Annotated in this window: 8 protein-coding genes; 6 read left to right on the top strand and 2 right to left on the bottom strand. The window is 64.1% G+C overall.

What is annotated here, in order from left to right; genetic code table 11:
• The 4 genes from NLY43_RS16125 to NLY43_RS16110 all read left to right on the top strand — a co-directional run bounded on the left by NLY43_RS16125 (position 1) and on the right by NLY43_RS16110 (position 5080).
• Positions 1–1164, top strand: a complete 1164-nt coding sequence (locus tag NLY43_RS16125) for an acyl-CoA dehydrogenase family protein (RefSeq protein ID WP_023696921.1) — start codon at positions 1–3, stop codon at positions 1162–1164.
• Positions 1165–1167: 3 nt separating this feature from the next.
• On the top strand, positions 1168–3246 hold the full coding sequence (locus NLY43_RS16120; RefSeq protein ID WP_023711295.1) for an acetate--CoA ligase family protein: 2079 nt from the start codon (positions 1168–1170) through the stop codon (positions 3244–3246).
• A complete protein-coding gene (locus tag NLY43_RS16115; protein ID WP_023711294.1) occupies positions 3239–4021 on the top strand; it encodes a carnitinyl-CoA dehydratase in 783 nt (260 codons plus the stop codon). The genes NLY43_RS16120 and NLY43_RS16115 overlap by 8 nt, the downstream gene beginning before the upstream one ends.
• A gap of 123 nt (positions 4022–4144) precedes the next feature.
• A complete protein-coding gene (locus tag NLY43_RS16110) occupies positions 4145–5080 on the top strand; it encodes an alpha/beta hydrolase (RefSeq protein ID WP_023711293.1) in 936 nt (311 codons plus the stop codon).
• Between the two features lie 5 nt (positions 5081–5085).
• Here NLY43_RS16110 and NLY43_RS16105 read toward each other — a convergent pair whose 3' ends face one another.
• Both NLY43_RS16105 and NLY43_RS16100 read right to left on the bottom strand, forming a co-directional pair.
• On the bottom strand, positions 5086–5949 hold the full coding sequence (locus NLY43_RS16105) for a hypothetical protein (protein ID WP_023713427.1): 864 nt from the start codon (positions 5947–5949) through the stop codon (positions 5086–5088).
• Positions 5950–5955: 6 nt separating this feature from the next.
• Complete coding sequence (locus NLY43_RS16100) at positions 5956–7548, bottom strand: ABC transporter substrate-binding protein (RefSeq protein ID WP_023711291.1); 1593 nt, start codon at positions 7546–7548, stop codon at positions 5956–5958.
• Between the two features lie 203 nt (positions 7549–7751).
• On the opposite strand from NLY43_RS16100, the gene NLY43_RS16095 reads away from it, so the two are divergent.
• Positions 7752–10007 (top strand): hypothetical protein, encoded by a 2256-nt coding sequence (locus NLY43_RS16095; RefSeq protein ID WP_031199268.1) that lies wholly within the window; start codon positions 7752–7754, stop codon positions 10005–10007.
• 10 nt (positions 10008–10017) lie between these two features.
• A complete protein-coding gene (locus tag NLY43_RS16090; RefSeq protein WP_023711289.1) occupies positions 10018–13890 on the top strand; it encodes a DUF7929 domain-containing protein in 3873 nt (1290 codons plus the stop codon).
• Positions 13891–14097: the final 207 nt, after the last annotated feature.

Raw genomic sequence — 14097 nt, 5'->3', positions numbered from 1 at the left:
ATGGATTTCGGGCTGTCGGAGGAACAGAAGCTCATTGTCGAGACGACGCGCGCTTTCGTCGAGAACGAGCTTTACCCGCATGAACGCGAGGTCGAGCGCACCGGCGTGCTGCGCCGCGAGCTGATCGAGGAGATCAAGGTCAAGGCAATCGAAGCGGGGCTCTATGCGGCCAACATGCCGGCCGATGTCGGTGGCGCCGGCCTCGATACGGTGACTTGGCTGCTCTACGAGAAGGAACTCGGCCGCGCCAACTATGCGCTGCACTGGACCTGCGTCGCGCGCCCCTCCAACATCCTGCTCGCCGGCACGCCCGAGCAGCGCGAAAAGTACCTGTTCCCGTGCATCCGCGGCGAGAAGTGGGACTGCCTGGCGATGACCGAGCCCGGCGCCGGCTCCGACCTGCGAGGCATGAAGGCGACCGCGGTGCAGGACGGCGACGACTGGGTCCTTAACGGCACCAAGCATTTCATCTCCCATGCCGATCTCGCCGATTTCGCGATTTGTTTTATGGCTTCGGGCGAGGAAGAAACGCCGCGCGGCAAGCGCAAGAAGATCACCGCCTTCTTCGTCGACAAGGGCACCAGGGGGTTCACCGTGCGCGACGGCTACCGCAACGTCTCGCATCGCGGCTACACCAATGCCATCCTCGAATTCGACGATTGCCGCCTGCCGGGAGCCCAAGTTCTCGGCGAAGTGCACAAGGGTTTCGACGTCGCTAATTCCTGGCTCGGCGCCACGCGCCTGCAGGTCGGCGCCACCTGCCTCGGCCGCGCCGAGCGGGCGCTCGGTCATGCCATCGAATATTCGGCGCAGCGCCAGCAGTTCGGCCAGCAGATTGGCAAGTTCCAGGGCGTGTCGTTCAAGCTCGCCGACATGGCGACGGAATTGAAGGCGGCGGACCTGATGGTGTTCGAAGCCGGCTGGAAGTACGATCAGGGCACCGTCACCGACCAGGACATGGCAATGGCGAAGCTGAAGGCTACCGAAATGCTCGCCTTTGTTGCCGACGAAGCAATCCAGATCCATGGCGGCATGGGGCTGATGGATGACCTGCCGCTGGAGCGCATCTGGCGCGACGCCCGCGTCGAGCGCATCTGGGAAGGCACGTCGGAAATCCAGCGCCACATCATTTCGCGGGCGCTGCTGCGCCCGTTCGGGGCATAAACCATGCATAAGCTTGAACGTCTCCTGCGTCCAAAATCCATCGCCGTGTTCGGCGGGGCGCAGGCCGCTGCCGTCGTCGCGCAATCGATCAAGATGGGCTTTGCCGGCGAAATCTGGCCGGTGCATCCGAACAAGGACGAGGTCGCCGGCCGCAAGGCCTATCGCTCGGTCGCCGACCTTCCCGACGCGCCGGACGCTGCCTTTGTCGGCGTCAACCGGCATCTCACCATCGAGGTAATCAAGGCGCTGGCTGAGCGCGGCGCCGGCGGCGCCGTCTGTTTTGCCGCGGGCTTTCTTGAGACCGAGGCCTATGACGATGACGGCGAGCGGCTGCAGGCCGAACTGGTGGCTGCCGCGGGCCAGATGCCGATCATCGGGCCGAACTGCTACGGCCTGATCAACTATGCCGATGGCGCGCTGCTATGGCCCGACCAGCATGGCGGCATCAGGCTGCCCGAAGGCGCCAAGGGCGTCGCCATCATCACCCAGTCCTCCAACATCGCCATCAACATGACGATGCAGAAGCGCGGCCTGCCGATCGCCTTCCTGATGACCGCCGGCAACCAGGCGCAGACCGGCCTCTCCGAAATGGCGCTCGGCCTGATCGAGGACGAGCGCGTCACCTCGCTCGGCCTGCACATCGAAGCCTTCGATTCGGTAGCCGGCTTCGAGAAGCTGGCGGCGCGGGCGCGCGAACTGAAGAAGCCGATCATCGCCATGAAGGTCGGCCGGTCCGAACAGGCGCGGCAGGCGACGGTCTCGCACACGGCATCGCTGGCTGGCTCGGACGCTGCCTCGGGCGCTTTCCTGCGGCGGCTCGGCATTGCCCGCGTCGATTCCATCCCCGCCTTTATCGAGGCGCTGAAGCTTCTGCATGTCACAGGACCACTGCCCGGCTATCGACTGTCATCGATGAGCTGCTCGGGCGGCGAAGCCTCTGTCATGGCCGACAGCGCCGAAGGCCGCTGGGTCAATTTCCCGGAGCTCACCAGCAAGCACCGCGCCCATGTCAAATCGACGCTCGGGCCGCTGGTCGCGGTCGCCAACCCGTTGGACTATCACACCTTCATCTGGAACAACGAACCGGCGATGACCGCCACCTTCACCGCCATGGTGTCGGGCGGTTTCGACCTCAACATGCTGGTGCTCGATTTCCCGCGCCCCGACCGCTGCTCGGTCACCGACTGGTGGGCGACGCTGCGCGCCTTCGAATCGGCGCTGAAGACCAACAAGGCGCATGGCGCGATTGTCTCGTCGCTGCCGGAGAACCTGCCGGAGGAATACACCGCCGAGCTGATGGCGCGCGGCATGGTGCCTTTGTTCGGTATTTCCGAGGCCATGGATGCCGCAGGCGCGGCGGCCTTCATCGGCTGGGCCTGGGCCGAGCCGCAGGCGCAGCCGATCGACACATCGGCTGCCGGTGCTGCCGGCGGCGATCATGTCACCCCTGACGAGGCCGAAGCCAAGGCGCGGCTGATCAAGGCCGGCTTGCCGGTGCCGAAGGCAGAACGTGCCGCTAACGCTGTCGAGGCCGTCATCTCATCCATGGCGCTCGGCTTCCCGGTGGCGCTGAAGGCGCTCGGCGTCACCCATAAGTCGGAAGTCGGCGCGGTGCGGCTCAATCTGAAAGACGCCGAATCGGTCAGCACGGCCGCGCATGATCTGCTGCCGCTCGGCACCGGCCTCTATGTCGAACGCATGGTGCGCGACGGCGTTGCCGAGTTGATCGTCGGCTTCACCCGCGATCCGATGTTCGGCGCGGTCATGACACTGGGCACCGGCGGCGTGTTGGTCGAACTGTTGCGCGACAGCGTTACGCTCATGCTGCCGGCGACGCGCGACGACATCGAGGCCGCCCTGCGTGGGCTTAAACTGTTTCCGCTGCTGGACGGCTATCGTGGCCGGCCCAAGGCCGATGTCGGGGCTGCCATCGACGCCATCGCGGGCATTGCCGGCTTCGTGCAGACGAATGCCGGAGAGATCGAGGAACTCGACATCAACCCGCTGATCGTCTGCGCCGAGGGCAAGGGCGCCTGGATCGCCGACGCGCTGCTGGTGCTGGGAGAGAAGAAGAATGTCTGACGTCATTTCCACCCGCCGCGAGGGCACCATCCTCGAGGTCACGCTCGACCGGCCCAAGGCCAACGCCATCGACCTCAAGACCTCGCGGCTGATGGGCGAGACCTTCAAGGCGTTCCGCGACGATCCCGGATTGCGCGTCGCCATCGTCAAGACCGCCGGCGACAAGTTCTTCTGCGCCGGCTGGGATTTGAAGGCAGCCGCCGGTGGCGACGCGGTCGACGGCGACTATGGCGTCGGCGGTTTTGCCGGCCTGCAGGAGCTGCGCGACATGAACAAGCCGATCATTGCCTGCGTCAACGGCATGGCGGTGGGCGGCGGCTTCGAGCTGGCGCTGTCCTGCGACCTCATTTTCGCCTCCGACCATTCCTCCTTCGCCCTGCCCGAAATCCGCGCCGGCACGCTGGCTGATGCCGCGACGATCAAGCTGCCCAAGCGCATTCCCTACCATGTCGCCATGGACCTTCTGCTCACCGGCCGCTGGATGGATGTGGCGGAAGCGCATCGCTGGGGCCTGGTCAACGAAGTGCTGCCCAAGGACAAGCTCGAGGAGCGCGTCTGGGAGATCGCAAGGCTGCTCGCCAGCGGCCCGCCGCTGGTGTTCGCCGCGATCAAGGAGACGGCGCGGGTGGCGGAGGCGCTGACCTTCCAGGACGCGATGAACCGCGTGACGCGCCGGCAATTGGCGACGGTCGATGCGCTTTATGGCTCGGAGGACAATATGGAAGGGTTTCGTGCGTTCGCAGAAAAGCGCGACCCGGTGTGGAAGGGGAAGTAGCCTCTTTACCCTCCCCTCGATGGGGAGGGTCGGACCGAAGGTCCGGGGTGGGGTGATGCGCCACCACCCCCACCCGCCGCTTCGCGGCGACCTCCCCCATCAAGGGGGAGGTAAAGGAGCTGCATGACCGACTACAAAACCCTCATCGACGCGGAAACCTGGGCCTTCATCGAGAAGACCAACTCCTACTATCCTCCCGACACGATCGACTACACCATCGCCCAGCAGCGTGCGATCTATGACAGGATGTGCCGCGAGTTTTTTGCCGGCTATCCCGATGGCGTGACGGCGGAAACGACAATCATTGCCGGCCACGACATCCCGATCCGCATCTATCGCTCTGCCTCACCCAACCGGGCCGCGATGGTGCTTTACATCCATGGCGGCGGCTTCATCCTCGGTGGGCTGGACAGCCATGACGATGTCTGCGCCGAGCTGTGCGCCCGGACCGGCTTCGAAGTGGTCTCCATCGACTACCGGCTGGCGCCGGAGCATCTGCACCCGGCCGCCTTCGACGATGCGCTGCATGCCTTTGAATGGGCGGCCTCAAACTACGACTGCCCTATTTTGCTCTGCGGCGACAGCGCCGGCGGCAATCTCTGCGCGGCTCTCGCCCACGCGACGCGCAGCCATGCCAAAAAGTCGATCGGCCAGGTGCTGATCTATCCCGGCCTCGGCGGCGACCGTTCGCAAGGCTCCTATTTGACGCATGCGGAAGCGCCGATGCTGACGGTGCGCGATCTCGACTTCTACAGGGATATCCGCACCGGCGGCCTCGATGGGACCGGCGACATCACTTTGTATCCACTGGCCGACGCAGATTTCATCGGCCTGCCACCGACAGTGCTGATCACCGCGCAATGCGACCCGCTGTCGTCGGACGGCGAGGCCTATCGCGACCGCGTCCTCGCTGCCGGCGGCCATGCCGCCTGGTTCGAGGAGCCGGGACTGGTGCACGGCTATCTCCGGGCCAGGCACACGGTCGGCCGGGCCCGCGCCAGCTTCAACCGTATCGTCGAAGCGGTGTCGGTGCTGGGCAAGGGCGACTGGATCGGGTGAACGGCTCAGCCGCGGACAAAGGCGATCAGCGCCTCGGCCATGCGATCGTTGAACTCCCGGCGAAAGCGGTTTTTCTTCAGCCATTCCGGATTTGAGCCGACGGTCTTGTTGGCATCGACGACAACGCCTTTGCCATCGACAATGAAATAGTCGATGGCGCCGAAGTCCAGGTTGAGCCGCTGCCGCACCGCCAGCACTTCCGGCGGCACGGCGCCGCCCACCTCATTGCTCAGGATTTTTGAGCCGGCGCACAACACATCGTCGTAGACCTGCCGCATGTTGACCTCGGCACCGAGCAGGAACATGTAGCGGTGCTTGACGATGGGCAGGTCGAGCGTATCGAAAGCGAACTTTTCCACCATCAGGCGATTGTTGCGCCATACATCCCGCGGAACCTCGCCGATCGTCTGGTAGACCTTATAGGGCGGGCACAGGCGGTCCTTGTAGCCGGGTTCGAAGAGCTTGCGGATGGCATGCGCGCTCCTGGTCAGGCCGTTGCGATGCTGCCACCAGCGCTGCTCTGGTCGGCCCCTGGAGTTGAGGACCGTCTTGACGACAACCGGCCCCTCGTGGCTGTCGCCTGCTTCCAGCTTCAGTGTCGAATAGAGGTGCCTGTGGATGGACAGCGCGCGGCCATTGATGGTGCGGTCGTAGAGGTGGCCGAGACCGCGGTACGTTGGCGGCACGATTGTCAGGTCGACATGCAGAAAGGCCACCGGCGCCCGATCTCGGCCGGCCGGCCGGTCGAGCAGGCGCACTTTCAATCCAGCCTGTTCCAGGTAAGGCAGTAACTGCGCGATGCTATAGCTCCGCACCAGTCGGAAATTGCGCAGGCTCTCTACATAGACATCGAGATCTGCGGCAGACACCGAACGCTATTCCTTGATATCGACGCCCGAGAAATCATGGTGATCAAAGGGGTCCATGACATAGCCCGTCACCTGTTCGCGCATCGGCATCGAGACCACGGAGTGGGCGATAGCGACCCACGGCATCTGCTCCCTGAAGATCGTTTGCGCCTGCGAATAGAGTTTTGCGCGGGCAGCGGGATCGACGATCCCGGCTGCCTGCTTGAGCAGATCGTCGAAGGCCGGAAAACACCAGTTGGCACGATTGGTGGTGCCGACGCCGGCACAGCCAAGCGGCACCGACAGGAAGTTGTCGGGGTCGCCATTGTCGCCGGTGAAGCCGAACAGCATGGCGCCATCGCGGTCGCGTGACTTCGAGCGGGCAAGGTATTCAGTCCACTCATACGTCACGACTTCCACGGTGACACCGATCTTTGCCAGGTCGGACTGGATCATTTCGGCCATACGCTGCGCATTCGGGTTATACGGACGCTGCACCGGCATCGCCCAGATCTTCATGTGCAGGTCTTTTACGCCGGCATCGGCGAGCCCCCGCCTGGCGGCAGCGGGGTCGAAGACATGATCGGGGCTCGTCTTGTCATAGGCCCAGGAGGTCGGCGGCAGCGGATTGCGTGCGACTTCACCGGTGCCGCGGAACACGACGTCGACCAGCGCCTGGGTGTCGATGGCCATGGCGATCGCCTTCCTCACCCTTGGATCGTCGAAGGGCTTCTGCAAGGTGTTGAAGGCGAGGTATCCTGTGTTGAGGCCCTCCTGCCGCATGACCTTGATACCGGGCGTCGCCTTGATCGCGTCCAGGTCGGCCGGATTTGGATAGGGCATGAGATCGCATTCGCCGGCGCGCAGCTTTTCCATGCGAATGCTGGCATCGGTGGCAATCGCGAAGACGAGATCGTCGATCTTCGGCTTGCCGCGCCAGTAGTCCGGATTGGCCTTGTAGCGGATGACTGCATCCTGCTGGTAGTCGACAAGCTGGAACGGACCCGTCCCGACCGGCTTCAGCGCCAAGTCGAGAAGCCGCTTCTCTGCGACGAGCTTGTCGGCATATTCCTTGGAAACGACCGAAGCGAAATCCATCGCCAGGTCGGCAAGCATCGGCGAATGCGGCGCCTTCAGCGTCATCACCACAGTATGGTCGTCAAGCTTGCGCCAACCGGCGACAAGATCCGGCATGCCGATGCCGTCGAAGTAAATGTACTGGCGTTTGGCGTAATTGTTGAACGGGTTCTGCGCGTTGGCCTGCCGGTCGAAGGTGAACAGCACGTCATCGGCATTGAAGTCGCGACTAGGCGTAAAGCCCTCGACGATGTGGAATTTCACGCCCTGCCGCAGGTGGAATGTGTAGGTGAGGCCATCGTCGGAAATCTCCCAGCTTTCGGCAAGGCCGGGGCGCACCTTGGTGGTGCCGGGCTCGAACTCGACCATGCGGTTATAGAGAGCGGTGGCCGAGGCGTCGCGGGATCCGGAGGCGAGTGCGGGATCGAACGTATCGGGGCTAACCTCGGTGCAGTAGACCAAGGTCTTGGCTACGGATTGATGGACCGGCAACGCACATGGAAAAAGCGCCGCCAGCAAGAGAACGAAGTGCCTGCGTGTCATGATACCCCCCAGGGTTGGGAAGACGCTAGCAGAAGCCGGCACTGACGGTAAGTAAGCCGGCCGGTCTTTCGCGCGCCAAGACTGTTTTCCACCTTGAGTTGACACAAGGAATTGGCCGCGCCTATGTGAAATGGCGGACAGACCCGGCCGCCGTTTTGCATGAACCTTTCCGCTTCAGCCTGCGACTGACGACCAGGCGCCGCATGGTGCGGGCCGGAAAGGATGCCCCCATGACCAGGACCCCAGAGGCTCCACGGTCTCCGGGACCAACGCAAGCTCAGCGCGACCACCGCCTTCGGGATGGAGTCGATGCGCTGGGCTTTCGGCTGATTCCGTTGACCCTGCGCAGGAGCAGGCGTATCGTGAAGATGAGGAAAGCAGACAATTCGATCAGGGACGAACGTGCCGGAACGCCGCGCCTTGCCCTGTTTCGCGCGGCCGGACCGGATGTTCCTCCCGAAAACTTCGGGGGGAGTTTTATGTCCTGCGATCGCGGCGCGTCCATGTCGTCTCCAAGCGGCGGTTTGCGCCGTTCGCTCCATCTGGCCGGCGGTTTGCTTGCCCTGGCGCTGAGCGCCACGCTCTGGTTGGACACAGCCGCCCAAGCGCAGGAAACCCAGATCATCTATCCCGGCTCGATGGCGGTCACCGGATTTTCCGGCACCGTCATTCCCAATTTCGACTCTGCCGATTCCGAAAGGGGGGGGCTGCCGCCCGGCGTCGACCCGGTCGACGAAACCTTCATCGACACGACGCGCGCCACCTTGCGCGTCTTCGACGTTTCGGCGCTCGGCGGACCGGCTTCCGGCCAGCTCGTCTACACGCCGCCGCCTTTCGAGGTGACGGCCGAACAGATCGGCCAGGTGTTCGCCATTACCTATGATGACGGTGTGCGCGACGGCGTTCCCACGGGCGTCCCCAACCTCTATGCCGGCGCGACCTCGCTGCACGGCATCCGTATCGTCACCCCGGACGAAGATGCCGACGGTCGGCCCGAGCGACAGCGCCGCGGAACCGCAGGCGCCGTCTTCATGGACGGCCAGTTCGGCACCGAAAGCGGTGGCGGTCCGGGCACGATCTGGAAGATCGACGGCATCACCGGCGCGGTCTCCAAATTCGCCGACATTGACACCAACAGCGGTTCCGGCATCGGCGACATCAGCTTCGACAGCAATCACCGCGAGTTCTTCGCCAGCGATCTCGACACCGGCCTCATCCACCGCCTCGACGCCAACGGCACGCTGATCGACACATTCGATCACGGCGTTGCCGGGCGGCCGGCGCATGGGCTGGCTCCCGTCGCCGATGACGGTGCGGTGATGGACATACAGGGTGCTGCCTTCGACTCGGAAGACCCCGACACATGGGGCTACACGCAGGACGAACGCCGCGTCTGGTCCGTCGCCTATCATGGCGGCCGGCTCTATTATTCGGTCGGCGAAAAGGCCGAGATCTGGTCGGTTGGCATTGCCCGCGATGGCAGCTTTGCCGGTGATCCGCGCTGGGAGCTGACGGTCAAGGCCGACAAGGACTACGCCGTCACCGACATCGCCTTCGACAACCAGGGTTTCATGTATCTGGCGCAGCGCGGCCCGGTCGAGAATCGCTACGATTACAGCCAGTTCGCCGATTCCGGCAAGGGCGAGGTCATCCGCTACTGGCGCGAAAACCCGGACGATCCGGCGACGGAATCGGTCTGGGTGGAAGAGCCGCAGGAATATGCGGTCGGCTTCCCGCAAGGCAACCGGCAGTCGGCCGGTGGGCTCGACCTGCAATATGGCTATGACGCCGACGGCAATCTCGACACCGGCGTGTGCACCGACACGCTGGTCAACACCGGCGACAAGCTGCGCGACAACCCGACACTTGCCGACCAACTCGCCGCCGGCGGGCCGCTTGCCGTGCACGGCGTGCAGATCACGCCGACGCCGTTGGTCAAGCCGGCCAACGTGCCGCCTTTCGGCTCGTGGTTCGTCGACTTCGACGGCTATTTCGAAGACCCAGAAGTGGAAGGCCATGTCGGCGACGTCGAGGTCTGGCACCCCTGCGACGGCCGTGCCGGCTATTATGAAGAGATCCCAGGCGGTTATCTGCCGCCGTTCTATCCGCCGGGCTTCCCACCGCCCGGCGATCTGCCTCCGTGCATCGATGTCGAGGATGTTCAGTTCTACTGCACGCCTCGCGGCCTCCAGGCCGACCTCTATCTCCATGACCATGCCGGCTTTGGCGGCGATTCGATCAAAGTCCAGTCCATGACACCAGGCGTCGGGGTGACATCACCCCAGTCGCATGCTCCCGGCAAGCCTTACACGGTCGACATCACCGGCCATTCTCCGGGCGACAGAGTCGATGTTGGACTTTGCTTCTACAGGCAGTCCGACAAGGACAAGGGTGGCTACTACCCTTGCTGCAAGATGACTCTGCCGCTCAGAACCCCAGCCGTCAGCTGCGAACGTTGAGGAGGGAAAGATGAAAAATCTCGCACTTTCCCCGACCGCGAAGAGCAGTCAATCCACCGGCAAGCAGCCAACCGTCATGGAGACCATCATGAAACCCCTGTCATATGCCAGGCGCGGCGCGCGCTGGCTGATGGCGGCCGGTATCGCGGTCGCCATGTTCACCCCTGTGGCAAGCCACGCCGAAGATGCAGTCCCGATCACTCCGGAACTGCGGCTCGACCTCGACAATTCAAAAATCGTCAATCCGAGGCCGGAACGGATCGTGCCGTTCTTCACCAAAACAGGCACACAGAGGAGCTGCGACTACGTCGTCTACTCTCTGAGCTTTGGCCTGCGCGGCGACTCGCAAGGCTTTGCCGACCCAAGCTTTTCGGCCAGGCTGAAGAAACTCCAACTCGACTTCAAGGATCAGCTTCCGCACGGTCTTGCGATCGTCAACGTCAACGTGTCCGGCGACGGCACGGATGCGTCTGGCGGACCGCTGCCGGGTGCGACAATCAGCACCTCGGCTAATCCGAACGATACGGCAACGGTTTCCGATTTCCGGATTTCCACCACCGATCTCGACGGCGCTGGGGCTGGCAATGAACGCGTCATCAATTTCAAGATCACCGCCAAGATCGACCATGCGGCGTTTCCTTCGCCGACCATCGTCGACAACCAGGGCATGATCAAGGTGACGCCGGGCGTCGGCACGGGGGCCATCATCCCGTCGCAGGATCCGGGCAAGCCCGACGACGGCGACTACAAGACCGGGGCCAAGACCTCGATCAAGATCGACCTCACCAATTGTGACAAGCGGCCTCCGCCTCCCGACCGGGAATGTTTCAAGGTGGAGCGCGGCACGGTCGATTGCATGCAAGGCGGCGGCGCGTTCATCTACCACATGCCTGTCGGCCCGGAGATGGGCGGCAAATGGGTGCAGGTATCGACGACGACCCCAGGCATCACCATCATCCCCGACACGCAATTGGTGCCGGCGGGCGGCGGTGTGCTGAACTGGAAGATCGTCGGTGCGTCGCCCGGCGACGTCATCCACCTCATCGTCACCGGCATCGAGACCTATGCCGGCCCGAAGGAGGGCTGGGGACTATGCTGCACGCAGACCATCGACATCGTCATCCCGCGTGACTTGAGATGTCCGCCCAAGGACAAGGAACCGGACCTCAAGGTCGAGAAACGCGCCGACGTGACGCGTTGCACGATGAGCGGCGGCTGCGACTTCACCATCAAGGTCACCAATGTCGGCGACGGGCCGTATCACGGCAAGATCGTGCTCGACGAGGTGACGCTGCCGGCCGGCTCGACTCTGGATTCAGGGCCCAATCCGCCCTGGGTATGCATGCCCGGCGTGACCCCGATGACGTGCACCTATCCGGTGACCACGCTCAATCCGGGGGCCTCCATCAACCTCAAGCTCGGCTTCAAGCCGGCGGGTGGTTGGCAAGGCAGCGCGCTGCGCAACTGCGCCACCTATAACTACGGCGCCAGCGGCAAGCCGCTGTTCGGCAGCCAGCAGAACGATCGCGGCTGTGCCTCGATCCCGATCTGCCGGCGTGGCGACCGCGACCGCGATTGCCGGCCCCCGGTCGACAAGAAGGTCGACCTGATCCTGAAGAAGCGTGCCCGCATCCCAGTCTGCACGCCCGACGGCATCTGCTACTTCGTGATCGACATCATCAACAATGGCAGCGTCCCCTATAATGGGCCGCTGACGGTTATCGACAATTACCCGGGCGGCGCGCCGGCCTCTTCGACCTTCGGCCCGTCTCCGCCCTGGACATGCGGACCGAACGGTCCCGGCCAGTTCCGCTGCGACAATGCAGGCATCGTGCTGATGCCGGGCGCCTCGACGCCGATCGTCGTCAAGGCGGTCATGCCGGCCGGCTACCAGTCGGATTCGGTCGAGAACTGCGCGGCGCTGAAGCCCGTCCCCGGTGAGGTCGACCTCACCAACAACAAGGCCTGCGCCAAGGAACGCTTCCGTCATCCCAATGGCGGCAAGCCGACCATACGCATCACCAAGGTCTGCAATGGCTCGCTCGCCGGTGCGGCGGTGGTTTCCTGCCGCATCACCGTCATCAGCCTTGGCACCTCTGCCCCCACCGGTCCGGTGCGGGTCAACGATGCTGCCACGCTGATATCGGGTGGCGCGCCGGTCCAGATCCAGACCGTCACACCCGACGGTGCGGAATGGGCCTGCGGAGCGGTTCCGGCCAATGCGCTGTCATGCCAGATACCCGGCGCCGCGATGACGCCCGGAACCTCCAGGCACTTCGACGTGACGGTCTTGGCCAATGGCGCGTTCGAGAACTGCGCACGCGGCTCATACGGCCCGGCCCCTGGAGACGACGTCGTCTACCCGATCGGCCATGCCTGCGCCAAGGGCGGCGGCACGTCCACCATTAGCGTCAAGAAGACCGGCGATGCCGAGTGCCAGCCGGGGCAACCCTGCTCGTTCGAGATCACCATCACCAATGATGGCCAGACCGCCTTCTCCGGTCCGGTCCGCATCGGCGATGCGATCGGGGTGGACGGGCTGGGGCGGCTGCAAGGCGTCGCGATCACCTCGATCGAACCGCCCTTTGGCTGCTCGCCCGAACCGACGACCTTGCCGTTGACCTGCATTGCCAACCTGACGCTCGGCGCCGGGGAAAGCCATGTGCACAAGGTCACCGTGGTCCTTCCCGACGCTCCCCTGGTCAATCTGCGGGGCAACGTCAGCGGCCAGAACTGCGTCGGCGTCTTGTCTCCCGACACCAGGGTGCAAGGCGGCGGCGACGTACTGCCCGGCGACCTGACCAACGTCCAGGGCGATCGCGGCAAGGCCTATGCCTGCCATCCGTTCACCATCAAGCGCGAGGTGAAGAAGGAATGCTCGCCAGGCTTCGTCATGAACGATGCCGGCCGGTGCGTGTGTCCGGAAGGCACGACGTTCCGCAACGGCCAGTGCTCGCCCGACGGCGGCGTCATCATCCAGCCGAAGGATCCGAGGCCCTGCGTGCTGCTCAAGGGCCAGATCCGCACCGAGGATGGACGCTGTGTCTGCCCGCGCGGAACCGAGCTTGAGAACGGCGCTTGCGTCAAGACCGACAAGCCTGGCTGCACCATCCCCGGTTCGGTCCCGACGTCGGACGGCAATGGCTGCTACTGCCCGGAAGGTACGCATCTCGACCGACAGGCAAATGCCTGCGTGCGCGACAAGCAGAAGCCCGAGCAGTGCGGCATACGCGGCCAGGTTCATGACGCCGATGGCGATTGTGTCTGCCCGCGTGGGACAGAGGTGCGCAATGGAGCCTGCCGGCCGATCCGGCCAAAGCCTGAACAATGCTCGATCCGTGGTCAGATCCAAAACGCCAATGGCGATTGCGTCTGCCCGGACGGCACAGAAGTCAGGGGCAAGGTCTGCCGGCCGATCCGGCCGAAGCCCGAGCAGTGCTCGATCCGCGGCCAGGTCCACGACGCCAATGGCAATTGTGTCTGCCCGCGGGGTACCGAGGTGCAAGGCAATGCCTGCCGGCAGAAGAAGCCTGTGCTGGAACAGTGCGACATACGCGGCCAGGTGCACAACAAGCGCGGCGAGTGTGTTTGCCCGCGCGGCACCCAGGTGATCGACGGCGCATGCCGCAAGCCGAGGCCGCAGGTGGGAGACTGCGCCCCGGGCTCGCAGATGGTCGGCGGCCAGTGCGTGCCGATCATCAGGCGGCACTGCCCCGAAGGCACCGTTGGTCGGTTCCCGAACTGCAGAGCCATCCGGCAGCAGCCGTCGCTCGACCCGACCCTGTTGCTCAATCCAGGTGTCATTCAGCAGTTCATACCGAAGCGCACGCCGCAGACGCAGGTACAGCCGCAAAGGGATCCGGCGGCCAACTTCAAGCCATAGGATCTGACACGAGTCAAAATTCAGAACCCCGCCGGAGCGATTCGGCGGGTTTTTTTCGTCAGCGCGATCGGGGTCCGCCGCATCTCGTCGTTGAAATGCCGGTGCAATCTTCCTCGGACGCCAGCAAGCCGCTGTCGCCCGACGGTCCCTCGATAAAGCCGTCCAGCGACGTCAGCATGGAAGAGACGGTCTTTCCCGTCTGAGCTC

Source organism: Mesorhizobium sp. C416B, from assembly GCF_030323165.1.
GTDB lineage: Bacteria > Pseudomonadota > Alphaproteobacteria > Rhizobiales > Rhizobiaceae > Mesorhizobium.
Note: the sequence above shows the minus strand (reverse complement) of the source record. Positions and strands in the feature narration are given on the sequence as shown.

Coding starts and splice junctions, on each gene's coding strand:
- NLY43_RS16115 (WP_023711294.1), top strand. CDS start 3,239: ATGTCTGACGTCATTTCCACCCGCCGCGAGGGCACCATCCTCGAGGTC.
- NLY43_RS16090 (WP_023711289.1), top strand. CDS start 10,018: ATGAAAAATCTCGCACTTTCCCCGACCGCGAAGAGCAGTCAATCCACC.
- NLY43_RS16110 (WP_023711293.1), top strand. CDS start 4,145: ATGACCGACTACAAAACCCTCATCGACGCGGAAACCTGGGCCTTCATC.
- NLY43_RS16120 (WP_023711295.1), top strand. CDS start 1,168: ATGCATAAGCTTGAACGTCTCCTGCGTCCAAAATCCATCGCCGTGTTC.
- NLY43_RS16125 (WP_023696921.1), top strand. CDS start 1: ATGGATTTCGGGCTGTCGGAGGAACAGAAGCTCATTGTCGAGACGACG.
- NLY43_RS16100 (WP_023711291.1), bottom strand. CDS start 7,548: ATGACACGCAGGCACTTCGTTCTCTTGCTGGCGGCGCTTTTTCCATGT.
- NLY43_RS16095 (WP_031199268.1), top strand. CDS start 7,752: ATGGTGCGGGCCGGAAAGGATGCCCCCATGACCAGGACCCCAGAGGCT.